Genomic DNA, 23,430 nt, shown 5'->3' with positions numbered 1-23,430 from the left:
GTCAGCCCAGGCCGCGGTACAGCTCCAGGTGCCGCTGAGCGCACACCTCGGGGCTGAAGCGTTCCCGTGCCTGTGCGGCCAGCAACCGGCCCGTCCGAGCGGGATCCTGATCGGCGAACAGCCCCCGCAGCTGCTTGGTCAGCGAGGCCGCGTCGCCGGGTGCCGCGAGCCGGAGCGCGGCACCCGGCACGTCGAGCATGTTCGCCACGCCGCCGGTGTCCGTTGCGACCACGGGTTTCCCTGCGGCCATGGCCTCGGCGACAACGAGCGGCTGCTGTTCCATGGTGGACGGAAGCACCAGCGCGTCGTGCTTGCGCAGCAACTCGGGCACGTCGGCGCGGAAGCCCAGGAACTCGACGGGCAGGCCTTCCGCGAGGTGTTCGCAGGCTTCGCGGAGCGGGCCGTCGCCCACGACCGTGAGCGTCACGTCCGGGAGCAAAGCGCCGCGCAGTGCTTCGAGCAGCGTCGGCAAGCCCTTGCGTTCCACCAGAAGGCCGACGAACAGCAGCCGCCGGACCGGGGTCGCGGGCGGCTCGGCTGAGCCGATCGTGACGCAGTTGTCGATGTGCACCAACCGACCTGCGGGCACGCGCAGCCGTTCGCGGAGGAACCGGCCCATCGCGGGTGCCGGCACCACCGTGCGGTCGACTCGGCGGGCGACCAGGGCGTCCGCGGCCAGCACGGTCATCGTGTACGTCGACGGCCTCGGTGCTCGGGCGGCCCCGCGGAACCACGGCTCGCCCACGTCGTCCGGCACGCCGTGGTAGGTGTGCACGACCCGGATGTCACCGAGGCCGGCGCTCACCAGGCCGCTGCGGCGGTCCTGGGCGTGCACGACGTCCGGCCGCCACGCCCGCAGTGCCGCGCGGGCCTGTCGGCTCGCGCGAAGATCTCCCTTGCGCGGCACCGAGATCTCCTCGTGCTCGACCAGGTGCGCGTCTCGTGCGGGCACCGGGCCGAACACCTTGACCTCGGCCTCGCCGGAGTCCTGCAGAGCGGCGGCGAGCCGGACGGTGACGTCCACCGGGCCACCTTTGTCCTGCGTCAACAGGTACGCGACCCTCATCGGGCGTCTCCTTCGAGCTTCTCCACGAGCGTGATGATCTGGTCGGTCATGCGCGCGCGGTCGAACAACGTCTCAGCGCGCCGTCGTCCGGTGCGACCTTCGCCGTCGGCGAGCGACGGATACGCGAGTCGTGCCGCGAGTGCCTGTCCGAGCGCGGCGACGTCTTCCTTCGCCACCAGGGCTCCCGCAGGCCCGATGCTCTGCCGCACACCGTCCACGTCGAACGCCACGACTGAGCGCCCGCAGGCCATGGCCTCCAGCGGTACCAGGGCCATGCCCTCGGCACGTGACGGCAGCACGACGACATCCGCCGCGCCGTAGAAGGACTCGACGTCGTCGCTTTGACCCCACCAGAGCACCGACTCCTGATCCTGCTGCCAGACCGCCCTCATCGGACCGTCGCCGACCAGCACCAGTTGTGCGTCAGGCACATCGGCCAGCACCGCAGGCCACGCGGCGAGCAGGAGGTCCTGGCCCTTCTGCGCAGCGAGCCTGCCCACGCACACCGCGGTGGGCCGCTCGGGGAGGTTCAGCCGGCGCCGTGCGGTGGTGCGGTCGGACGGACGGAGCAGGGTGGTGTCGACGCCGTTGCACACGACTTCGGCCGGTGCGGTCACCCCTGCTTCGCGTCCGGACGCGAGCTCGTCGTCGCTCACGCACACGAGCTGGTGCGTCCACCTGGAGGCGAAGGCTTCCCAGCGCGTGCACGCCCGGCGCAGCAGGCCGTTCGAGAGCCGGAACGACCACAGGTGCGGCTGGAAGATCGTCGGCGTCCGGCCGCGGACCGCGAGCCTGCCGGTCAGCCCGGCCTTAGAGCTGTGCAGGTGGATCACGTCGGGGCGCAGCTTGCGAAGGATCTTGTGGAGCCGCAGGGTTTCACCCAGCACCGACAGTCCAGGGGAGCGGGTCGCGGGCCACGGGATCGTGCTCAGCTGGTCGGGGAGCCAGCCGTGCGGCGGGCACACCACGTGCACCTCCCAACCGGCGGCGCGCTGTGCCCGTGCGAGATCCAGCACGACCTTGGCGACGCCCGCCTCCACCGGCTGCGTCACGTGCACGATCTTCACAGGCTTCCTCGCAGTTCACGTACGGCTTCGCGGTTGAGCGGCAACGCCACGGCCGCGTACACGCCGAGCAGCGCCAGGCCGGAGAGCAGGGCGCCGGCGATTCCGTTGGTGTCAGGCAAAAGGCGCGCCACGAGCACGCAGCTCAGACCGGCCGCGAGCAGCCCTGCTGTCGTGCGGGCGAGTTCCTTCAGCGGGAAGGCAAGCCCGTGCCGCACCAGCACACACCAGGCGAACGGGACGAGCAGCCAGACGATGACGGCTTGAGCGACCGCCACGGCCACCACCCCGTGCCTCGTGGTCGTCGCCAGCGCGGAGGCCAGCATGGCCAGGTGGGTCACTTCGAGCGCGAGGTACCACCGCGCGTGCCCGGCGGCCCGGATGACCTGGTACCAGGTGTGCAGCAGCCCGAGTCCGAGTCCGTACGCGCACAACGCGACCAGCACGGGCGCGGCGGGCGCCCAGCGGTCGCCGAACAGCACGACGTGGTCGGCGAGCAGCGCGATCACCGCGAAGAGCCCGCCGGTGATCACCAACGCGGCCTTGGTGAACCTCAGCAGGGCACCGGACACCGTCTGTCCACTTCGGACCAGCTCCGTGCACACCGGGAACAGCACGCCGCCCAGCACGACGGCCACGAGGATGTACGGCATCCAGGCGATCCGGAAGGCGAGCGAGTACACACCGACGGCCGACGGGCCCAGCACGTGCCCGATCGTCAGGTAGTCGACGTTGATCAGCAGCGTGGCGACGACGGCACCGGGCCCCACGACAGCCGTCCACCGCAGGGCTTCCCCTGCGGAATCGCGATCCCAACGCGGGCGGATGCGCGCCCCCGCGACCACTGCGAGCACGGGTTGGGAGATGGCCGTGCACAGCAATCCGACGGCCATCGCGAGCGGCCCGTGGCCGAGCGCCGCCAGCACGATCGTCACCGCCGCACCGAGCACCATGCCGCCCGCGTCGGGCAGCATCCGGCGCCGGAAGTCCAGATCGCGGTGCATCACCGCCATCTGCACGCCACCGATCGCGGTGAACGGCAGGCTGAGCGCGGCGATCCTGATGAGCGCGGCCGGCGCCCCGAGCGCGGCCGCGAGGGGTTCCGCGGCGAGCAACAGCACCACGGTCAACGCGAGACCGCCACCCGCGCTCAACGTCAGCACCGTGCCCGCGAGCTCACGCGGGTCCCGTTCGGTCCGGCTGATCACGTCGTAGACGCCCGCGGACTGCACGACCTGACCGATGTTGACCAGCGCCACCACGAGTGACACCGCGCCGAGGCCGTCCTCGGTGAGCAGTGCCGCGAGCACCAGCGTGACCGCGACCTGGCAGCCCTTGCTGACCAGGTTGACCGCGAAGAGCCACAACGATCCCCGGACCGCCCGCGCACCGACCTGGTTCGTCACGCGCGTTTCCTGGCCGCGACGACCACCAGCAGCACCCAGGCCACGACTATCGCCACACCGTCCACCGTCACGTCCACCCGGTGCCCGAACGTTCCGACGATCGCGCTGTTCACGAAGTACAGATGCGCGAACGGAACCGCGAGCGCGAGCACCGCGACCCCGGCGAGCCGCCAGTCCCGTTCCTTCCGGCGCCGCCAGCACACCACCGCCACCGCCACCATCGCGGGCACCGCGATCAACACGTCACCGGGCTGGTGAACCAGCGCCACAACAGCACCGATCGCCGTGAGCAGGTCCGCGACCGACCGGCTGTCCTCGTCACCGCGGTCGAGCTTCCTGGCGAGCACCGCCGTAGCCGCCAGCACCCCGACCAGCGCCACGAGCTCGGCCGCCGGCGGCAGCCAGTCCGTCACCCGGAAGAACACCGCCGGAAGATCCACCCGTTGCGCCGTCACGGAATCCACCGCGCCGTAGCTGGTACCACTGGCGTGCGCGAGGTTCGCCGAGATCACGTCGAGGAACGCCCCGACACCCCCACCCCGGTACACCAGCAACGCCACCACAGGCAGACTCGCGAGCGCCGCGATGGCCGTGCCACCGAGCGCAACCCTGCGCGACCCGCGTGCGAACAGCAGAACCGCCAACGGCAACCCGAACTGCGGCTTCAACCACGCCACCGCCAGCCCGAGCGCAGCGACCCGCGGATGACTGGACCGCGCCATCAACGCCGCCGCCGCACCCACCGCGATCAACGGGTTGACCTGCCCCACGTACAGCTGCGCCTTGCCCACCTGACTCGTCACCAGCAACGCCGCGATCACCACGGTGCCGAGCACGAGCGGCAGCTTCGCCCGCCGAGCCGCCAGCAACCCGAGAACTCCCAGGAGGACGAGCGAGGCGAGGGTGAACGCGATCGCGCCGATCCGGTACTCGGGCAACGCGAACGGCATGTGCAGCACGAGGTGGTACGGCTGGTAGAGGTTGAAGTTCTGCCGCACCGGCCAGTGCGCGAACATCGCCGCCGGGTCGTACGGGTTGCCGCCCGCCAGGAACTCGCGGATCGGGAAGTACACCGCGTCCCGGAAGTCCTGCAGCCGCTCCTCGGCCAGGTTGTCCTCGGTGGGGGTGGGAACTTCCCACGACGGGCGCAGCGCCCGCGCGGCGCTGAGCGCGCCGACGATCGCCACCGCGACCGTGATGAGGGTGCGGGTGTTCGGCCGGGTCGTGGTGATCATGTCAGCACCACCGCGACCAACACGGCCGATGCCGGCAGCACTGCGAGCGCCGCCGTCAGATCACCAGGCTCGTTCCCGCCATCGGCCACTGCGATCACCGCCGTGCCCTCACCGGGCTCGCCAGCCTTGTCCGGCAACGAAGCCGCCAACGCCTCGGCCTGCGCGGTCAGCCCGAAATCCGCGGGAACCACCCGCACCGGCCGAGCCGCCGCCACGCACAGGGCGGTCAACCGGTCGAGCATCCCGGGGTCGTCCTCACGCACCAACGCCACCGGGTGCCGCACGCCGGCCGCCACGACCGCGGCTCGCACGGCGGCCTCGCCCGTGCGAGGCCGACGCAAGGCGCGCAACGCGAAAACAGCGATCCCCGCTGCCAGCGCGGCGGCCAGGGCCAGGCCGGCCGCCAGCTTCCAGTCCGGTGCCACCCGCGTGGTGTCCGGGCGCTCGTCGAGCACCCGCAGCCGACCGGCCGGGGCGAGCAGGTTCGCGTCCGCCACGGCCTTGGCCAGAGCGGTCACCGCGGCGGAAGCCTGATCTGCCGAGCCCGCCCGCACGGACAGCCGCGCCAGACCGGAAGCCGGCACCAGTTCGACGGCCGCGGTGAGCGAGCGCGGGGTGGTGGAAGCGGCGTGCGCGGCGGCTTCCAGCACGGTGGGGCTGTGCACCAGCTGGACGATCGCCGGCATCGAGAGAGAGGCGACCTCGCCGTACTGAGCGGAGGTCTCGGTCGCGGGCGTGGCGAGCAGGGCGACACGGCTCTCGTACTGCTCGCCGCGCAGTGACGTCACCGCCAGCACGAGCACCACGACGACGAGCGCCACCGCCGTCGCCTCCAGCAGCGTGCGCTTGTTCACCGGTGTTCTCCTGCAAGGGTTCGGAGGAGTTCGTCGTAGGACTTCATGAACGTGTGGGGGTCGTGTGAACGTTCGACCGACGCACGGCCCGCGGCGCCGGCGGAAGCACACGCCCGCGCGTTGAACAGGAACGAGGCCAGCGCGGCCGCCGTGGCCGAGGGTGAGCGGCGCGGCACGAGCACACCACCGCCACCCGCCAGCGCCTCGCGCACACCGTCCACATCGGACGCAACGACCGGGCGGCCGGCGGCCAGCGACTCCAGGATCGCGATCGGCATGCCCTCCCAGTCACTGGTGAGCACCACGACGTCCGCGGCGTCCAGCAGGTCAGGCACGTCGCAGCGGGTGCCGAGGAAACGCACGCGGTCCGCCACGCCGAGTTCTTCGGCCCGGTGTTCCAGGTCGGCGCGGAGGCTTCCGTCGCCGGCCAGCAGCAGGATCGCGCCCGCGACCAGAGCCCACGCCTCCAGCAGCACGTCGTGGCGCTTTTGCGGTTCGAGGCGGGCCGGGCACAACGCCACCGGCACGTCGGCACCGATGCCGAGCACCCCGCGGATCGCCGCCCGGTCGACTCGCGGCGGTTCGACGAACACCGCGTTCGGGATCACCTCGACCACGAGGCCGGCCGCGCGCAACCGTGCAGCGCTGGCCTCGGACACCGCCGTCACCGCATGCGAGGTGCGCCGCAGAACCCGCGCGGCACCACCGAGATCAGTCTCGGCGACTCCGTGGAACACGGTCGCGACGGGCGTCCCACGCGCGCCGAGCCGGGCCACGAGGCTCGCGGACACGTTGTGCGCCAGCACGACATCCGGTGAAAAAGCACGGACAGCCGAGCGCACGGCGGAAACAGCGCGCAGCACGCCGCTGACCCTGCGCCGCGCCACCGGCACGTCGAACGTGCGGAAACCCTGCGCCCGCAAGGCCTCGGCGCGATGCCCGCCGCCGCTCGCGACACCGGACTCCCAGCCGAACTCGCCGCCGGCCCGCACCATGCCCGCGACGACGGCCTCGGCTCCTCCGGCGCCCATCTCACTGATGACGTGCAAGACACGCATCGCGCTCACTCTCCTCAAGGCGCAGGCCGGCCGCGATCGCCACCGCGACCAGCGACCAGATCGGCAGGTAGTACTGCTCTGACAGGAAGGTCGACGCGACCAGCGCGGCGATCAGCGACGCCTGGACTGCGAGCATCGACCGGTCACCGGCGCGCAGCGCGCGTTCAGTGGCCACGAACGCCATCGCGACCGCGCCGAGGAAGCAGGCGAGACCGGGCAGGCCGAGCTCCGCGCCGATCTCCAGGTAGATGTTGTGCGCCACCGGCGACTGCTCGTCGACCTCCGCGTTGCGCGAAGCCGCCACGTACGAGCTGCGGAACCCACCGGGCCCGACCCCGAGCACCGGGTTGTCGGCCATCATGCGGGCGGCCGCCTGCCAGCGCAGCTCACGAGTGTCCACATTGGTCGCGGCGATGTGCGTCTTCTCCGCGAGCGCCCGGTCCAGCACCGGTCCCGCGAACACCACGGCACCGAGCCCGATCACCGCGAGCCCGCCGACCATCGCCGCCACCACACGCATCGACACACCGCGCCGCACGACGAGCCACACCCCGGCACACAGAAGTGCAAGCGCACCACCGCGGGAGAACGTCGCCGCCGCACCCGCCGCCAGCACCGCGCCGACCGGCAGCAGGAATCTCCGAGCGGGCAACGCGATCAGCAACGGCAGCGCCACCACCAGGAAGTACGCGAGGTCGTTGGGATCCTCAAGAGGCCCGGTCGCCCGTGCCTCACCGTCGACGACCAGGCTGTACAACGCGCCCACCGCCGCGAACAACGCGCCGCCGACGGCCGCCGCGAGCACCGCCCGCACCGGCACCTCCCGTGCCACGACGTCGACCAGCACGGCGGTGATCAGCAGGAACGGCAGGAAGCGCTGGGCGTAGTCCAGCGCGAACGGGTCACCGGCATGCACGGCCGACGAGACCAGCACCACCACGGCGAACAGCGCCAGCAACGCGTGCAGCGGATGCGGTGCGGGCAGCTGCCGCAGACGCACCCGTTGCGCGGCCCACGACACGATCAGCAGCCCCGGCGCCACCTTGGCCAGGTGCGGGTGCACCTGGTGCAGATAACCCTCCAGCGGAGCCAGCAGGACCGTCGCGCACGCGAGCACGCGCAGCAGCCACGTCATCCGCACAGCTCCGTCCGGCGCTGCGGGATGAGCTCCGACAACCGGGCCACGTGCGCACCGGTGCCGACGACGTCGAAGTGCTGTCGCAGCACGGAAAGCACCCAGCCGAGCAGCGCCGCCTTCTCCGCGCCCGGCACGGACATCCCGGGGAAGAACTCCATCCCCGGTGCCTCGGCACCGCTCAGCACGTCGGTCGGGTGCAGCAGCAACGACGGCGCGGTGCCGGTCAGCAGGCACAACCGCAGCGCGGCACGGAAGTAGCCGCGCGCCAGTCGTGGCGAGATCTGGTGCAGCTGCAACAGGTACGCGCCGTGGATCGGGACGCGCAGCAACGGCATGGTCGTCACCGGCAACTCGGCCAGACCGGTGCCGTGCCAGCGGAACGGCTTGTTCGGCGAGAAGACCTTGCCGAACCCGCCGAACAGGTCACCAGAAGCATCGGACCGAGCGGTGCGGTTGTGGTACGCACGGGCCAGGGGGCCGATCCACGTGGGCAGGGTGCTCGCGTCGTAGCGGTAACCACGCGAAGCGAGGATCTCCAGAAGTGCCGGGGTGACGCTGTAGCCAGGACCGCGGAACCCGACGGGCCGGGGAGCGCCGGCGGCCACGAGAGCGTCCTCCGCTCTGACCAGCTCCGCCTCCAGTTCGGACCTGGAGTACCGGTGCAGCCAGGGTTCGTGCCCCCACGAGTGGTTCGCCACTTCGTGCCCCGCCGCCACGACGTCGCGAACGGCCTGCGCCCCGTCGTCGCGTTCGGCATCGGCCCCCACCACGAAAACCGTGGTGGTGAGCCGATGTTCGCCGAAGACCTCCAGCAACCGGGGCACGGCGGCAGAGAGGAAGCTCGGTCTGCGTTCCCACTCCGGGTCGCCGTGGGTCTTGAGATAGGCCCACAGGTTGTCCAGGTCGAGCGAGACGCTCGCGGTTCTCACTTCGCCACCTCGGTGCTGGCGAGCTTCGGTGCGCCCAACGCCAGCACGCCGGCCACGACGAGCGTCATCCCGAACCCGACGGCCCACTCCCAGCCCGGCGTGATCCGGTCGCCCAGCATCCCGATGCCGATGACGGACGTGAGCACCACGGTGGTCGCGTCCATCGCCGCCACCGACGACGTGGCCGTGCCGCGTTGCAACGCCACCGCGAGGCAGGACTGGCCGACCAGCGCCGCCACGATCATCAACCACGTCAACGGGTGCAGCACCACGTCGAGCAACGACTCGTCCGCGACGGACCGGCCGATGATCGCCACCACCGCGAACGCCGTGCCGGCGAGCACCGAGACGACGACCGGATTCGTCCCCTGCGTGGCACGCGAAGCGAACACGATCAGGAGCAGCGGCAACCCGAGCAGCACCAGGCCCGGCACGGTCGGGATGTCGTTCGCCACCGACGGTTCCGCCGCCGTGACCAGCAGGATGAGCCCCGCCGCCATCATGACGAGCACCGCGATCTCCAACGGCCGCACGCGCCACTTCAGCACCAGCAGACCGAACACGGTCGCCAGTCCGACGGCGCACGAAGAACCCGCCTGCACCAAATAGAGCGGCAGCTCGGCGCGGGCGAGAAAAGCGAACCCGAAACCACCCACCTGGCCCGCGAACCCCACCAGGTAAAGGCGGTCCTTGGCCAGCCGGGCGAGCAGTCCCAGTCCGGTTCCCGGTCTCCGGTCCGCTCGTTGTGCCGCAACGGTCTGAGCCACGATGCCCAGGCCGTACAGCGCGGTGGAGACAACGAGATCAAGGTATCCGGACATGCAGAACCTCCCTCGTCAAGGCTCCGAAGAATACGGAGCCACGAGGGCGTTCCCCATTAGAGGGATATGCCGCAACTCATCGCGACAATTGCGCGCAGTTAATCGCTCGAAAGTGAAAGAATTCTGCTCTACAGGGTGATGACGGTGCCGTCCAACGGCACCTCGACACCCGCCTCGCGCAGCTTCGCGGACTCGGGCGAGGCCGGGTCCAGCACCGGGTTGGTGTTGTTGAGGTGGGTGTAGATGCGCCGCACGGAAGGGAACCGCCGCAGCTCCGGCAGGCTCGCCGTGATCGGCAGGTGGCCCATCGCGGCCTGACCGGACGAGCTGCCGGTCGCCGAACCCATCTCGGACGCGGCGTAGAAGGTGCCGTCCAGCAGCAGGCAGTCGGCCCCGGCCACCACCTCGTCGAAGCCAGGAGGCCACGAAGCGAGGCACGGCGCGTAGACCAGCACGCCGCCTGATTCAAGATCCTCAAAACGGTAGGCGACCACCCAATGACCATCCACAGTGGACGAGCGGGCGTACTTGGGTCGCTTGCCGCTGATCGGGATCGCCGAGACCCGCAGGCCGCCGAGGTCGAACGACTGGTCGGCCTCAACCTGCCGCCACGCCACCGGCGCGTACCCGTCGATCACCGTCCGCAGGTCGAACTGGTCCTTCAGCGCGTGCAGCACCGTGCCCGGCGCCCACACCGTCAACCCGGCGCCGCCCCGCAACGTCAGCAGCCCCAACGTGTGGTCCAGCTCGGCGTCGGTGAACAAAGCCCCGCGCAGAGGTGTGTCACGCGCGCCGGGGCCGGGGTTCAGCAGCGAGCACGAGGCGATCTGCGTGCGGATGTCCGGCGAGGCGTTGACGAGCCACCAGTCGGTGCCGTTGCCGCTGATCGCCAGGCAGTCCTGGGAACGCGACGGCAACTCACCGGAACGAGCGCGCACGCAAAGGGCGCACGCGCAGTTCCACTGGGGGAAACCGCCACCGGCCGTGGTGCCGAGCAGAACTGCTTTCAAGTCATCTTCCTCATGGCCATCGCCGGCTCGACCGCGGGCGTCATCTCGGTCTCCAGAATCAAGTCCACTGTGGACCGCGCAGGAGACAGGGAGCACACCGGGTCGGTAGCGGCGGCATCACCGGTCAGCTGGAACGCCTGACACCGGCACCCGCCGAAGTCGATCTCCTTGCGCGGGCACGAGCGGCACGGGTCCTGCATCCACTCGTAGCCGCGGAAAGCGTTGAAGGACGACGAGTTGTGCCAGATGTCGTGCAACGACGAGTCCCGCACGTTCTCGATCTTCAACGTCGAGATCACCGTGGCGGCGGGGCAGGGGAGCACGTCGCCGTTCGGTGCGACGGTCAGCTGCCGCGCGCCCCACCCGTACATGCAGGGCTTCGGGTGTGCCTCGTGGTAGTCCGCGATGACGTAGACGATCTCCATCCGCCCGCGCAGACGTTCCTGCGCCGCCGCGACGATCGGGTCCGCCACCGCGAGCTGTTCGCGGGTGGGCAGCAGGACCGCCCGGTTGCGCAACGCCCAGCCGTAGTACTGGGTGTTGGCGAGCTCCAGCCGTTCGGCGCCCATCTCCTCGGCCATCGCGATGATCCCGGCGATGTTATCGAGGTTCTGCCGGTGCAGCACCGTGTTGACGGTCAGTGGCAGGCCTTCCTCACGGACGAACGCCGCGGCCTCCACCTTCCGGTCGAACGCCTTGATGCCGGCGATCCGGTCGTTGCCCGCCTTGGTCGCGTCCTGCAGGGAGAGCTGCACGTGGTCGACGCCGCGCGAAGCCAGGTCCCGCAACCTGTCCCGGGACAGACCCACTCCCGACGTGACCAGGTTGACGTAGCAGCCGAGGCTGTTCGCGTGCGCGACCAGCTCGGGCAGGTCCGGTCGCAGCAGCGGTTCGCCGCCTGACAGGTGGATCTGCAACGCGCCCAACGACCGAGCCTGGTCGAAGACGCGCAGCCAGTCCTCGGTCGAGAGCTCGGCGTCCCGGCGCACCAGCTCGACCGGGTTCGAGCAGTAGCCGCACTGCAACGGGCACCGGTGCGTCAGCTCGGCCAGGAGACCGAAGGGAGCCTCAGCCATCGACGTCCACCACCCTTCGTTCCACCAGGCGCGCCACCAGCTCGGCGATGTCCTCGGGCTCCACGCCCACGTAGGTCTCGCCCAGCGACAGCGCGATGTCACCCACGGACCGAACCCCGTCGCACAGCGACACGACGGAGGCAGCGGTCTCGTTCAGCACCAGCACACCTTCGGGGAAGAGCACGACGTGAGCCTCGCGGATCTGGTCGTAAGTGCACTTCACGCCGCGCCGGATGTGCGGCACGGCGTCCAGTGCGACGACAGACGTCACGGCTTGCCCTTGCCCGAGTAGTAGTCGACGGCGTCCAGCACGGCCCTCAGCACGTCGCACTTGAACGACAGCGCCCGCACAGCAGCCTCCTGCTGCTCGCGCGTGACCGAGTGCTCGACGACGATGTCCAAAGTGGCCTGTCCCTCACCCGCGACCGCCTGGATGCGGTTGGTGAAGTAGGCGAAGCCCTCCTCGGCGATCCACGGGTACTGCTCCCGCAGCGCCGCCAAACGCTTGCGCATCAACGCGCCCGAGAACATTTCGGTCAGGCCGGACGCGATGCCGATGACCCACGGCTGGGTGCGCGCGAAGTTCACATAGGCGTCGACGGCGAATCTTGTGCCGGGAAGCACGTGCCGTTCGTCGAGCACCTCCTCCCGCGTCAGCCCGACGGCTTCCGCGAGGCGGATCCAGTTCTCGGCACCGCCCTCGCCGGGCTGTGTGCCGTCGTGCCAGATGATCCGTTCACGCCACTGGCGCCGGATCTCCGGCAGCGGGCAGTTGGAGAGGATCGCGGCGTCCTTCTGGGCGATGCAGCGCTGGTAGTACCAGCGGTTCGCGGCCCACGCCTGCAGCTCGTGCTTGCTCAGCTGGCCCGCGTGCATGCGCAGGTGGAACGGGTGACTGTCCCAGTACCGGGGTGCGAGGGCGCGGAGCTCGGCGACGAACTCCGCGGGAGGAACGGCAGTCATTGGCGGAAACTCCTCGGTCGACCAGGAACGACGCGGCGAGGCGTGTGGGGCCGGGGTTCCCGGCAGGTGACGGGAACCCCGGCCAAAGCCCAACGTCAGCTGCGTGCTGCGTAGGCGGTGACCTCCATCGGCGTCTCGAAGTCGCGGAAGTCGGGCTTGACCCACTCGCGCTTGACCTCGGGAAGCTTCTGCTCGGTAGCGGTGACGACAACGTTCATGGCGCAACTCCTCGGGTCTTGAGCCAGCGAGCCCGGTGGGCGCGCGGCACTTCCGTGGGGCGCGGCGGCAAGCCACACGTTATGTCTTCCGAGCCGTCAAGGTCTAGACCGTACATAAAGTTACCTAAAGTCATCGGAGGGGTGACCCGATTGGCGGATTCGACACCGACTACACACCGTGGTTGTATCTGGGAGCCCCCAGCCCGCAACCTCCCACGCGGGCTCGCCGTCGCCGCACGACGCGAAAGTTGGAGGGGTCAGCACAATGGGTGCTCGTCGAAGTGCGTATGTCGGCGTCCTCGCGCTTGCGGTAGGACTTTCCGGCAGTCCGCTGGCGTCTGCAGCGACACCGGACGAAGTCGGCACGATGGCTGTCAAAACGATCGCGACCGGCCTCAAGCAGGCCTGGAGCATCGACTTCCTGCCGGACGGCACCGGCATCTTCACGCAGAAGGACGCCAAGACCGTCTCCACGATCACCAAGGACGGGAAGGTCACCAAGGTCGGCGACATCCCCGGCATCTCGGTGACCAAGGAGGCCGGGCTGCTGGGCATCGCGGTGTCCCCGACCTATGCCGCGGACAAGACGCTCTTCCTCTACTACACAACGGGATCCGACAACCGGATCGCCACCTGGCAGATCGGCGGCGGCGCACCGAAGCCGATCGTCACGGGCATCCCGCGCGGCTCGCAGTTCCACCACGGCGGCCGGATCAAGTTCGGTCCCGACGGCTTCCTCTACGCCGGTACCGGTGACGGCCAGAACGGGAGCAACGCCCAGAACAAGAACAACCTGGGCGGCAAGGTCCTGCGCATGACCAAGGACGGCAAGGCCGCGCCGGGCAACCCGTTCAACAACCTCGTCTACTCGTACGGCCACCGCAACGTCCAGGGCCTGACCTGGGTCGGCAGCCAGCTGTACATCTCGGACATCGGCGCCAGCAAGGTCGACGAGCTCAACAAGATCGACGCCGGCAAGAACTACGGCTGGCCGACCTGTGAGGGCTCGTGCGGCACCGCGGGCATGACCAACCCGGTCAAGCAGTGGCCGACCTCGCAGGCCACCCCGTCCGGCATCACCACCTACAAGGGCATGCTCTACATGGCGTCCCTCAAGGGCGGCACCTTCAAGATCAACACGAGTGGTGCCGGCGGCAAGATCTACACCAACCTCGGCCGCACGCGCGACGAGGTCGCGGGTCCCGACGGTTCACTGTGGGTGATCACGCCCGGCGGCATCCACATCGCCGACGGCAACTGACCACACCAGACTCGCTACCGGAGGTAGTTGAGAACGCCCCTCGCCTCACCCGCTCGGAGGCGAGGGGTGCCCGCAGACATCCGATTACCGTTGTCAGTCCATGCGATGTGTGATTGGGTAAATACGCCCTGCAATGCCGCCGCCGCAGACTAATTCGAGCGGACACGAAGGAGAGCACATGCGTGCTCGACGTATTGCAGCCGCGGCAGCCTGCACTGCCGTAGCGGCCTCCCTCTGCGTGCTACCGGCCTCCGCACAGGACGGCCCCTCGGTGCTCGCGGAGCGGACCATCGCCACGAAACTGGACATCCCGTGGGACATCGAGTTCCTGCCGGACGGCAGCGGAATCTTCACCGAGCGGGACACCCGCAAGATCAAGAAGATCAAGGGCACCACCGTGACCGAACTGGACACGGTCGAACAGGCCCAGACGACCGGTGGTGAAGGCGGCCTCCTCGGCCTCGCCGTGTCGAAGACGTTCGCGACCGACAACTCGGTCTTCATCTACTACTCGACGGCGAACGACAACCGAGTCGCGAAGCTCGCCCTCGGCGGCACGCCGCAGGTGATCGTGAGCGGCATCCCGAAGAACCGCTACCACAACGGCGGCGGCTTGGAGTTCGGTCCGGACGGCTTCCTGTGGGCGACGACCGGTGACGGCCAGAACACGAGCACCGCGCAGAACTGGAACTCGTTGGGCGGCAAGGTTCTCCGCTTCGACACGGCTGGAAGGGCCGCTGCCGGCAACCCTCGCGCCGGCAGCATCGTCTACTCGATCGGCCACCGGAACGTCCAGGGCATCACCTGGGTCGGGAACACCGCGTACGCCACCGAGTTCGGCAACAGCTCGACCGATGAGATCAACCGGATCGAGGCCGGCAAGAACTACGGCTGGCCCACCTGTGAAGGCAACTGCAACACCGCGGGCATGACCAACCCCGTGAAGACGTGGAGCACGAGTCAGGCCGGTCCGGCTGGCATCGCCTTCTACAAGAACGCGTTGTACGTCGGCGCGGTCACCGGCCGGCGCGTGTGGAAGATCCCGGTGAGCGGCACCTCGCTCGGCACGCCGCAGTCGGTGTTCTCGAGCTACGGCCGCGTGCGCGCGGTGGCTCCGGCGCCGGACGGCACGTTGTGGCTCGGCACGTCCAACCAGGACAACAACGGCCAGCCAGGCGCGAACGACGACCGGATCATCTCCACTGACGGCTGATCCGGCACGCTGATCTAGTTGCGGGCTGCGGGCATCCCGCGGAGCTGGTCCAGCACCGCGGGATCCTGCAGCTGCATCCACTGGATCACCTCGGTGTACGTGGCGCACACCGTGTCCTGCTTGTCGCACACGTACCCGAGGAACTGCTCCATCGCGTTCGAGAACGCCGACCCGTTCCACTCGTTGAAGTGGTTGCCGATCACGAGCGGCGCGCGGTTGCCGTTCAACGCGGCCTGGTAGACGGACTTGTACGTGTCGAAGACGATCTGGGTGAACTCACCGGCGCGTTCCGGCTGCTCCTGGGCGCCGTTGAGGGAGTACCAGAGGTTGAAGTCCATCATCACGACCTGCTTGCCCAGCGCGGGCACCCGGACCTCGGGCATCGGGAACTCGTAGAGTCCGTTTTGGACGGACGGCCACTGCACGCCGAGCGCCACCTTGCTGGTGTCGTAGACCAGGCCGTGCGCGGCCATCGCGGGGAAAGCCTGGTCCCAGTTGCCTTCCAGGCACGGCGTCCGTCCACCTCGGACAGCGCCCTTGGGCAGTTTGAACCCGGCCGCCCTGGCCTTGTCCACGATCTGCTCGAACTGGTCGAGCTCGACGTTCCACGCGTTGGTGTCCCACTTGTCCACCGACGGCTGCGAGCCGCCGGAGCAGAAGTGGCCGTTGTAGTGCGTGCCGATCTCGTGGCCGTCGTCGATCACCTGGTTCAGGTAGCCGATCCGGCTCTGGATGTCCTGCCTGGTGCCGCCGAACGAGATGTCGGAGACGCCGCGCTTGAGCCCGGCCGGTGGCGTGTACTGCATCTTGTCCTGGTCGGACAGCATGTAGACACCCGACAGCAGGCCGGTGACGTGCGCCTTCTTCTCCCGCGCGATCGGCAGCACCTTGTCCCAGTGCTGCTTGGACACCGCGCCGTCGAAGGAGAAGAGCACGAACTGCGGTGGCTTCTCACCGGGCGCGAGCTTGTGCATCCACGGCTGTTTCTGCAGCTGCTCGGGGGTGGGCGCGGGGACGGTCGGTGTCGGTCCGGCGTCCTTCGGCGCGGGCAGCCGGGGCGCCATCGGTAACGGACCCGCTTCCGCCGGGTTCTCGTCCTTGTGCGGACCCAGAGTCATCACCAGCACGAGGGCCAGCGCAAGAGCCACGCCCGTGGTCAACCATCCCCACCGCTTCACACTTTAGGAGACGACTGGTCACCCGAAGGGGTTGCTTCGTCACCCAACGGGTTCGGCGATCACCACTCGGTTCGCCTCGTAACCCTGCTGCCCGCCGACCCACGTGCCACCGCAGGTGACCAGCACCAACCGGTGCGGGCCGCGGGGTCCGAAGAACTCGACCGCACGGGCCGGGAGCTCTTCCTTGCGCACGGTCTCGATCTGCTTGATGCGGAACTTGAACTCCTTGCCCGCGCTGTCGGCGATCACGACCTCACGGCCGTTCTGCGCCTGCCACAGCTCGGCGAACGGGCCCTTGGCGCCCTTCCAGTCGACGTGTCCGGCGAGGACCGTCGCGCCCTCCGCGCCGGCGAGCTCGGTGCCCCACCAGGTCGCCTCGCCGATGCCGTCGGGCACCGGCAGCACGCCGTCCTTCACCTCACGGCGCACCAGCGTGGCCGTGCCGCCGGAGGGGAGCCGCACCGAACCGGGGCCTGCTTTCGGTGGCGCGGGTTGTTGCTGCTTCGGGTCGGCGGGCTTGGCGTTGGCCGTGTTCGCCCCGCCGAGCAACCCGGTGAGGTCGGCGCCGCGGCCGGTGCTCAGGCTGTCGCCCACCGGCCCCGGACCGACCACGGGGATCTCGTCCGCGACCGCGTGTCCTTTCAGGACCTCCGTCTCGGACGACGTGACCAGCACGCTGGTGGCGGCGAGGCCCGCCACCAGCACGCCGGTCAGGAACGCCTTGGGACTCACTGCCTGCGCCACACCAGGAAGCCTGCCAGCGCCGCACCGAGCAGCACCAGGCCACCCACCGCGAGCATCAGACCGGGACGCAGCTGGGTGTCGAACGACGCGGTCGCGACAGGCGTCTTGCCGTCCTCACCGGCCGGGATCGTGCTCGGCACCACGGGCTTGTTCGGCTTGTTCACGAGTTCGAGCGCGAGCGTCTGACCCGCGGCGACCGTGCCGCACGAGGCGGGCGGCGCCTTCGGGTCGAAGAACTCCTCGTAGCCCTTGGGGGCAGCGACCTCGACCAGGCAGATCTCCTGCGGGGTGCGCAGGTCCGGCACCGCGACCGTGCCGTCGGAGCCGGTCTGCAGCACCAGCGGCTTGCCGTCCGTGCCGACCAGCGGGGTGTCGTCCTGCTTCACCGCGGGGCTCGTCTGGTCCTTGGCCGTGACGCGCAGCGCGACGCCGGCGATCGACTTCTTGGTCTCGGCGTCGATCTTCGTGATCTTCACGATGCCGGGCGCGGTCTTGGCCTGGCCGTTGGCTGCGGCGTTCAGCTTCTTCTCGCCGCCCGTGGTGACCATGCGCTGCATGTTGTCCGTCGGGATCGGCTGGTGCACGACCGGGCGGTCGGCGGGGGAGTCCGCGACGGCCGCGATCGAGGGCTTCGGGCCGGTGGGGACGATCTTGATCTTGGCTGGGCTGCCGTCGGCGCCGGTGGTGGCCCTGCCGCCGACACTGCCGTCGACGAGCGTGGCGTCGGTCAGCGTGAAGTCGATCGCCGCGTTCGGCACGCCCTTGCCGTTGGCCTTGACCAGGGACACGGTCCAGTTGGACTCGAGTCCGATGATCAGCGGCTCCTTCGGCGCGGTGGCCGAGAGCGCCCACGGGCCGCGGTTGGCTTCGGCGTCGGCCTTCAGGCGCGCGACGGTGTCCATGACGGACTGCGGCAGCCGCGCGGCGTAGAAGGGCGCGTCGTAGGCGAGGTACTTCGGGTCGGTGGTGTCGAGGCGCACGGGGCCGTCGGGCGCACTCGTCCAGCTGTGCAGGAGGTGCGCGAGCGCGGCGGCTTCTTCCGGCGACTTCGTCGTGGAGTAGCGCAGCAGGAGGTAGGAGATGTTCGCCGCGACGTCAGGGGCGAGGTCCTTGCCCGCCTTCGTCCGCAGCGCGTCACCTTCCTTGTAGTTCACGTTGCTGTCCGGCGCGGGCAGTGCGTACTGCACGCACCACACGTGCTTTCCCTGCCAGACGTATGACCCGTGCCACTGGCTGCCCTCTGTGGCGTTGGGCTGGAGACCTGACGCGTTGTGGCCGATGCCCTTGACGCCGACTGCGGTCGCCGTCGTGGGCGAGGTCAGGAGCGCGAGCCCCGAAACCACCGCCACGGCGGCCAGACGTTTCCAGCCCATTTTGGATCTTGATCCCCTCTGACCTGTGGTAATCCCGCGAGCAGCCTGGCGGTACCCCACACCGGGGACAAGCCGCCACGAGGGGGAAGTGTGTCGTCACTCTGGGTGTGAACGTGATTGAAATGTGACCGGGCTTACGCACTTTGTGTGTGACACGCCGCGACACGCCGTAGTCTCATCACGCTCTGGAGTTAGCGCAGAATTGGCGCACGTGTGATCGTCGTCGGGGGTAAAGTCGCCTTTACCGACGGGGAACCTGGCACCAAGCGTGCTCGTTGTACCCGTGACGGCGTAAAGCAACGCCCCAGGAGGACCAGGTGCGCTCCAGCAGCAACCCGGCTTTCCGTAACCTGCCGACCGGCGGCGGGTACGGAGGCTACGCAGGCTTTGGCCAGCCAGAGGCCGGCTACCAGCAGGCCCCGCCGCCGCTGACCAGCGAGCGGCCCATGACGATCGACGACGTCGTCACCAAGACGGGCATCACGCTCGCCGTGGTGGCCGTGACCGCCGTCGTCACCTACCTGATGCAGGCGTGGGTCCTGCTCTTCCCGGCCGCGATCATCGGCCTCGTGCTGGCGCTGATCATCACGTTCAAGCGCATGCCGAGCCCGCCGTTGGTCATCGCGTACGCAGCCGTCGAAGGTGTCTTCCTCGGCGCGTTCAGCGGAATCATCGGCACCATGATCGACCGCTGGACCGGCAACCCCGGCCAGGGCGTCGTGGTGATCGGCCAGGCCATCATCGGCACGATCGGCGTGTTCGCCGGCATGCTCGTGGTCTACAAGACGGGCGCGATCCGCGTCACGCCGAAGTTCACCAAGTGGATCACCGGCGCGATCATCGGCGTCGCCGTCCTCATGCTGTTCAACCTGATCATGAGCTTCTTCACCGCCGGCGGCCTCGGCCTCCGCTCCGGTGGCACGCTCGCGATCATCTTCAGCCTCGTCTGCATCGGCCTCGCGGCGTTCAGCTTCCTGATCGACTTCGACGCTGCCGACCAGGCGATCCGGGCCGGCGTGCCGGCGAAGTTCGCGTGGCAGATCGCGTTCGGTCTCACGGTCACCCTGGTGTGGCTGTACACCGAGATCCTGCGCCTGCTGTCGTACTTCAACTCGGACTGACGCTTCGGGTGACTTCGGAGGGGCGTTCCGCTGCGGCGGGGCGCCCCTTCGCCGTTCTAGTGCGGCAGTGACACTTCGATCGGGGCGCAGGGTGTGCGTCTCCGTGATGCGGGATCAGCCTCCCCGGGGAGATGGTCCTTGTCTGACCGAGGTGAGGGCGCTGGGTTCCGTGGTCGGCCAGATGTCGACGTGGTAGCCGAAGTGGTCGCCGGGTACGTCTGGTGCGGAGTCGGCGGGTGGAGCCGACGATTGACGCGACCCCGGTTGGAACGTCGAGGTCGGCTTCCACGACGTGCTCGGCGTTGATGGTCAGTCGCGGCGGGCCGGTGTGGACTGCCAGGACCGTTTCGACGAGGTCCTCACGTGCTGTCCCCACTGAGATCGAGTGCGGTTCCAACCCGATCCGGTGTACCTGGACGGCGTCCTCGGTCCAGCCGCCCGCGGGACGATCGGGGTCCATGGCTGCGCCTGCGCGCATCGCGCGGTCGTGAGCGACAGCGTCCTGAACGTAGAACTGCCCGTAGTCGGCGAACAGGACGCCGTGCCGCACTGCGATCATCGCCGCGATGCAGTACAGCGGCGACGTGTGCGTTTGCTGCTCGTGATCCGCCGCGCACGAGGGACACGCCGGCCGGACCGACCCGGTCGCGGTCAGGGGAAATTCGACTTCTGGGGGAATGCGTGGACTCCGCTTACCGGCTCGTCATGGAACCGCCCACCGTCGACGACTACCTGCGCCTGCGCAAAGAAGCGGGCGGGTTGAGCGAACGGACTCGTGAAGAAGCCGAGAACGGCATCAGCGGCGCCTGGGCCGCGTGCCACGTCGTTCACGTGGAATCAGGTGAAAGCGTCGGGATGGGTCGCGTGATCGGTGACGGCGGCTGGTACTTCCACATCATCGACATGGCGGTGTTGCCGCACCACCAACGCAAAGGCATCGGCGACGCGGTCCTGACCGCGTTGCTGCGGGAGATCGACGCGGTCGCGCCGAACGCCAACGTCAACTTGCTGGCCGATCCGCCTGGCCGTCGTCTCTACGCGCGCCACGGGTTCGCGGAGACCGCACCGGACGTGATCGGAATGCGTCGGGTCTAAGCGCGCCAGCGCACGTCCGGCATCTCGGTGCCCACCTTGATCAGGCAGTTCGTGCACAGAGCGCCGGCCTGAGCGCGCGACACCCGCTCATCGGGAACGGAGTGTTCGCAGACGGCCTCGTAAAAGCTGCGAGACCCGTTGGCTTGATCGAGGGAGAAAGCATGGCATTGCAGGTCGTATTCGCTTTGCCACCACACGTACGGCATGTCCGACCCTCCTTACTCAACGGTAGGGACGGACTCCCCCTCGCCTGATGACGCCGTTGCGCGACGATTTAGCTCATCGGCAGAAAGGTGGCAGGCAAGTAGCTCCGTTCGGGTGAAGCGGAGCTACTTGCAAGCGTCAATTTGCAGATCTTGTGGGAAAGCCCCAGGAACTCAGCTCAGGCGCTCGATCACCATCGCCATGCCCTGACCACCGCCGACGCACATGGTCTCCAGGCCGAACTGCTTGTCGTGGAACTGCAGGGAATTGATCAAGGTCGTGGTGATGCGCGCACCGGTCATGCCGAACGGGTGACCGACGGCAATTGCGCCACCATTCACGTTCAAACGGTCCAAATCGATTCCGAGGTCCTGGTACGACGGAATCACCTGGGCGGCGAACGCCTCGTTGATCTCCACGAGGTCGATGTCGGAGATCGACAACCCGGCCAGCGCCAGGGCGCGCTTCGAGGCCTCGACCGGGCCGAGGCCCATGATCTCCGGCGACAGGCCGGAGACGCCGGTGGAGACGATCCGGGCGAGCGGCGTGATGCCGAGCTCGCGCGCCTTCGTGTCGGACATGATCACCAGAGCTGCGGCGCCGTCGTTCAACGGGCAGCAGTTGCCGGCGTTGATCCGGCCGTCGGGGCGGAACACGGGCTTCAGCTGGGAAACGGCCTCGTAGGTCACGCCGGCGCGCGGGCCGTCATCAGCAGACACGACCGAACCGTCGGGCAGCGTCACCGGCGTGATCTCGCGGGCCCAGAAGCCGTCCGCGATCGCCTTCTCGGCCAGGTTCTGCGACCGGACGCCGAACTCGTCCATCTCCTGCCGCGAGACGCCCTTCAGCAGCGCCAGGTTCTCGGCGGTCTGCCCCATCGGGATGTAGACGTCCGGCACGACGTCCAGCGAACGCGGGTCCACCCACTCCGAAGCACCTGAAGCGGCGACGGAAGCCGTGCGCGCCTCGGCGTCACCGAAGATGGGGTTGTGCGTGTCCGGCCACGAGTCGGAGCTGCCCTTGGCGAACCGCGACACGGTCTCGACGCCGGCCGAGATGAACACGTCGCCCTCGCCCGCCTTGATGGCGTGCAGGGCCATGCGCGTGGTCTGCAGGGAAGAGGCGCAGTACCGGGTGACGGTCGTGCCGGGCAGGGAGTCCTGGCCGAGCAGCACGGCGACGACGCGCGCCATGTTGAAGCCCTGCTCACCGCCGGGCAGGCCGCAGCCGAGCATCAGGTCGTCGATCTGCGCGGGGTCGAGCTGCGGCACCTTGTCCAGTGCAGCGCGAATCATCTGCGCCGCCAGGTCGTCCGGCCGCACGTCCTTCAGCGAGCCCTTGCCCGCGCGGCCGATGGGGGAGCGGGCGGCGGAGACGATCACGGCCTCAGGCATCACGAAACTCCTCGTTGAGAGTCAAGGTTGCCGTCGAGCCTAGTTAACGCCCGCTCACCCCGGCCAGCGCACGTGACGAGAATTCCGGAACTCAGGCGTGCCGTCTTTGCAGCCATCCCGGCAGCCGTGACGGTCGCAAGGCCAGAGCCGCCGCCGAACGCAGTGGGGCAGAAGGCGCGACCCAGCCTGGCCACAACCCCGCCACCTGGCACAACGGTGCCAGCAGCACACCGGCTGCGGCCTCGTAGCCGACGGCGCTGGGGTGAAAGCGGTCGGAGCTGAACATGTCGACGTGCCGTGCCATGAACTCCGGCGCCAGCAGGTTCGCCAGCGACACCGGCACGCCGCCGACCCGCGTGACCTCGGCGGTCTGCGCCGCAGCCAGCCGCAGACTGTACTGATGCCCGATCAACCGCAACGGCTGCGGAATCGGCCGCACGATCCCCAGGTCGGGGCAGGTGCCGACGACGACACCGCAGCCGGCCGCGCGCAGCTTCCGCACCTGTTCCCCCAGCAGGCGAGCGGACTCGCGCGGCCCGATCCGCGACGTGACGTCGTTCGCGCCGATGATGATCAACGCGACCTGAGGTGCGTCCAGCACGGCCGCGTCGACCTGCGGCACCAGGTCGCGCGTGGTCGAGCCGCTGATGGCGTAGGTGGAGAGCCGCACCGGCCGTTCCATCTCCTCCGCCAGCGCCTGGGCCAGCAGCACGCCCGGCATCTGCGAGGGATGTGTCACACCCACGCCCACCGCCATCGAGTCGCCGAGCACCGCGAACCGCAGCGGATCGCGGCCGTCGTCGGCGTACACGCCGTCCGGTGCGGGCCAGAGGTGCTCCAGCACGCCGATGGCCACCCGAGCGCGTCTGCCCTGCTCGTTCAGCAACCCGACCAGCGCGCCAGAGAGGCCTCCGAGCGTCGCGGCGGTCATCGCCACCGCTCGCAGCGTCCTCAGTCCGATCATCCGCAACACCCCCTTTCCAGGTGAATCGTCGGTACCGCTGTTCGA

The 23,430-nt window shown here is 69.1% G+C and carries 24 protein-coding genes; 4 read left to right on the top strand and 20 right to left on the bottom strand.

What is annotated here, in order from left to right:
* Position 1: 1 nt before the first annotated feature.
* The 14 genes from LFM09_RS33260 to pqqA all read right to left on the bottom strand — a co-directional run bounded on the left by LFM09_RS33260 (position 2) and on the right by pqqA (position 12,838).
* On the bottom strand, positions 2–1,066 hold the full coding sequence (locus tag LFM09_RS33260; RefSeq protein ID WP_414100542.1) for a glycosyltransferase family 4 protein: 1,065 nt from the start codon (positions 1,064–1,066) through the stop codon (positions 2–4).
* A complete protein-coding gene (locus LFM09_RS33255; protein ID WP_414100541.1) occupies positions 1,063–2,133 on the bottom strand; it encodes a glycosyltransferase in 1,071 nt (356 codons plus the stop codon). The genes LFM09_RS33260 and LFM09_RS33255 overlap by 4 nt, the downstream gene beginning before the upstream one ends.
* Positions 2,130–3,536, bottom strand: coding sequence for an oligosaccharide flippase family protein (locus tag LFM09_RS33250; RefSeq protein WP_414100540.1), 1,407 nt, complete (start codon positions 3,534–3,536; stop codon positions 2,130–2,132). The genes LFM09_RS33255 and LFM09_RS33250 overlap by 4 nt, the downstream gene beginning before the upstream one ends.
* On the bottom strand, positions 3,533–4,771 hold the full coding sequence (locus LFM09_RS33245) for a glycosyltransferase family 87 protein (RefSeq protein WP_414100539.1): 1,239 nt from the start codon (positions 4,769–4,771) through the stop codon (positions 3,533–3,535). Before LFM09_RS33245 ends, LFM09_RS33250 begins: the two co-directional genes overlap by 4 nt.
* On the bottom strand, positions 4,768–5,625 hold the full coding sequence (locus tag LFM09_RS33240; protein ID WP_414100538.1) for a hypothetical protein: 858 nt from the start codon (positions 5,623–5,625) through the stop codon (positions 4,768–4,770). Before LFM09_RS33240 ends, LFM09_RS33245 begins: the two co-directional genes overlap by 4 nt.
* Positions 5,622–6,683 (bottom strand): glycosyltransferase, encoded by a 1,062-nt coding sequence (locus LFM09_RS33235; protein ID WP_414100537.1) that lies wholly within the window; start codon positions 6,681–6,683, stop codon positions 5,622–5,624. The genes LFM09_RS33240 and LFM09_RS33235 overlap by 4 nt, the downstream gene beginning before the upstream one ends.
* Positions 6,658–7,818 carry an O-antigen ligase family protein gene (locus LFM09_RS33230; RefSeq protein WP_414100536.1) on the bottom strand — a complete coding sequence of 387 codons (1,161 nt, stop codon included), beginning with the start codon at positions 7,816–7,818 and terminating at the stop codon, positions 6,658–6,660. Before LFM09_RS33230 ends, LFM09_RS33235 begins: the two co-directional genes overlap by 26 nt.
* Positions 7,815–8,750, bottom strand: coding sequence for a polysaccharide deacetylase family protein (locus tag LFM09_RS33225; protein ID WP_414100535.1), 936 nt, complete (start codon positions 8,748–8,750; stop codon positions 7,815–7,817). Before LFM09_RS33225 ends, LFM09_RS33230 begins: the two co-directional genes overlap by 4 nt.
* Complete coding sequence (locus LFM09_RS33220; protein ID WP_414100534.1) at positions 8,747–9,571, bottom strand: hypothetical protein; 825 nt, start codon at positions 9,569–9,571, stop codon at positions 8,747–8,749. Before LFM09_RS33220 ends, LFM09_RS33225 begins: the two co-directional genes overlap by 4 nt.
* A 128-nt stretch (positions 9,572–9,699) precedes the next feature.
* A complete protein-coding gene (pqqB, locus tag LFM09_RS33215; RefSeq protein ID WP_414100533.1) occupies positions 9,700–10,581 on the bottom strand; it encodes a pyrroloquinoline quinone biosynthesis protein PqqB in 882 nt (293 codons plus the stop codon).
* A complete protein-coding gene (gene pqqE / locus LFM09_RS33210; RefSeq protein WP_414100532.1) occupies positions 10,578–11,657 on the bottom strand; it encodes a pyrroloquinoline quinone biosynthesis protein PqqE in 1,080 nt (359 codons plus the stop codon). Before pqqE ends, pqqB begins: the two co-directional genes overlap by 4 nt.
* Positions 11,650–11,928 (bottom strand): pyrroloquinoline quinone biosynthesis peptide chaperone PqqD, encoded by a 279-nt coding sequence (gene pqqD, locus LFM09_RS33205; protein ID WP_414100531.1) that lies wholly within the window; start codon positions 11,926–11,928, stop codon positions 11,650–11,652. The genes pqqE and pqqD overlap by 8 nt, the downstream gene beginning before the upstream one ends.
* Positions 11,925–12,620 carry a pyrroloquinoline-quinone synthase PqqC gene (gene pqqC / locus LFM09_RS33200; protein WP_414100530.1) on the bottom strand — a complete coding sequence of 232 codons (696 nt, stop codon included), beginning with the start codon at positions 12,618–12,620 and terminating at the stop codon, positions 11,925–11,927. The genes pqqD and pqqC overlap by 4 nt, the downstream gene beginning before the upstream one ends.
* Positions 12,621–12,715: 95 nt before the next feature.
* Positions 12,716–12,838: a pyrroloquinoline quinone precursor peptide PqqA gene (gene pqqA, locus LFM09_RS33195; protein WP_112270711.1), complete on the bottom strand. Its 123-nt coding sequence runs from the start codon at positions 12,836–12,838 to the stop codon at positions 12,716–12,718.
* 367 nt (positions 12,839–13,205) lie between these two features.
* Between pqqA and LFM09_RS33190 the strand changes: the two genes are divergently transcribed.
* Positions 13,206–14,099 (top strand): PQQ-dependent sugar dehydrogenase, encoded by an 894-nt coding sequence (locus LFM09_RS33190; RefSeq protein ID WP_414100529.1) that lies wholly within the window; start codon positions 13,206–13,208, stop codon positions 14,097–14,099.
* Between the two features lie 178 nt (positions 14,100–14,277).
* On the top strand, positions 14,278–15,312 hold the full coding sequence (locus tag LFM09_RS33185) for a PQQ-dependent sugar dehydrogenase (protein WP_414100528.1): 1,035 nt from the start codon (positions 14,278–14,280) through the stop codon (positions 15,310–15,312).
* A 14-nt stretch (positions 15,313–15,326) separates the two neighbouring features.
* Here the strand turns inward: LFM09_RS33185 and LFM09_RS33180 are convergent, their stop codons facing one another.
* Genes LFM09_RS33180 through LFM09_RS33170 form a run of 3 tightly spaced genes read right to left on the bottom strand, consistent with a single transcriptional unit; the run spans position 15,327 to position 18,607 of the window.
* A complete protein-coding gene (locus LFM09_RS33180) occupies positions 15,327–16,472 on the bottom strand; it encodes a polysaccharide deacetylase (RefSeq protein WP_414100527.1) in 1,146 nt (381 codons plus the stop codon).
* A gap of 57 nt (positions 16,473–16,529) precedes the next feature.
* The gene (locus LFM09_RS33175; RefSeq protein ID WP_414100526.1) at positions 16,530–17,234 is read right to left on the bottom strand and encodes a class F sortase; all 705 of its coding nucleotides are present in this window, start codon (positions 17,232–17,234) and stop codon (positions 16,530–16,532) included.
* Positions 17,219–18,607 (bottom strand): MSCRAMM family protein, encoded by a 1,389-nt coding sequence (locus tag LFM09_RS33170; protein WP_414100525.1) that lies wholly within the window; start codon positions 18,605–18,607, stop codon positions 17,219–17,221. Before LFM09_RS33170 ends, LFM09_RS33175 begins: the two co-directional genes overlap by 16 nt.
* A 317-nt stretch (positions 18,608–18,924) precedes the next feature.
* Between LFM09_RS33170 and LFM09_RS33165 the strand changes: the two genes are divergently transcribed.
* Positions 18,925–19,728, top strand: coding sequence for a Bax inhibitor-1/YccA family membrane protein (locus tag LFM09_RS33165; RefSeq protein WP_414100524.1), 804 nt, complete (start codon positions 18,925–18,927; stop codon positions 19,726–19,728).
* 681 nt (positions 19,729–20,409) lie between these two features.
* Positions 20,410–20,823, top strand: coding sequence for a GNAT family N-acetyltransferase (locus tag LFM09_RS33160; RefSeq protein WP_414100523.1), 414 nt, complete (start codon positions 20,410–20,412; stop codon positions 20,821–20,823).
* On the opposite strand, the gene LFM09_RS33155 is transcribed toward LFM09_RS33160, so the two are convergent.
* The 3 genes from LFM09_RS33155 to LFM09_RS33145 all read right to left on the bottom strand — a co-directional run bounded on the left by LFM09_RS33155 (position 20,820) and on the right by LFM09_RS33145 (position 23,385).
* Entirely contained in the window at positions 20,820–21,029 is a 210-nt protein-coding gene (locus LFM09_RS33155) for a hypothetical protein (protein ID WP_414100522.1), read from the bottom strand. The two genes, LFM09_RS33160 and LFM09_RS33155, sit on opposite strands and share 4 nt — an antisense overlap.
* A gap of 171 nt (positions 21,030–21,200) precedes the next feature.
* Positions 21,201–22,421, bottom strand: a complete 1,221-nt coding sequence (locus LFM09_RS33150) for an acetyl-CoA C-acetyltransferase (RefSeq protein ID WP_414100521.1) — start codon at positions 22,419–22,421, stop codon at positions 21,201–21,203.
* A 91-nt stretch (positions 22,422–22,512) separates the two neighbouring features.
* Complete coding sequence (locus tag LFM09_RS33145; RefSeq protein ID WP_414100520.1) at positions 22,513–23,385, bottom strand: SGNH/GDSL hydrolase family protein; 873 nt, start codon at positions 23,383–23,385, stop codon at positions 22,513–22,515.
* Positions 23,386–23,430: the final 45 nt, after the last annotated feature.

It is taken from the genome of Lentzea alba (genome assembly GCF_047445655.1).
Classification (GTDB): domain Bacteria; phylum Actinomycetota; class Actinomycetes; order Mycobacteriales; family Pseudonocardiaceae; genus Lentzea; species Lentzea alba_A.
This window is presented reverse-complemented; position numbering and strand designations above follow the sequence as displayed.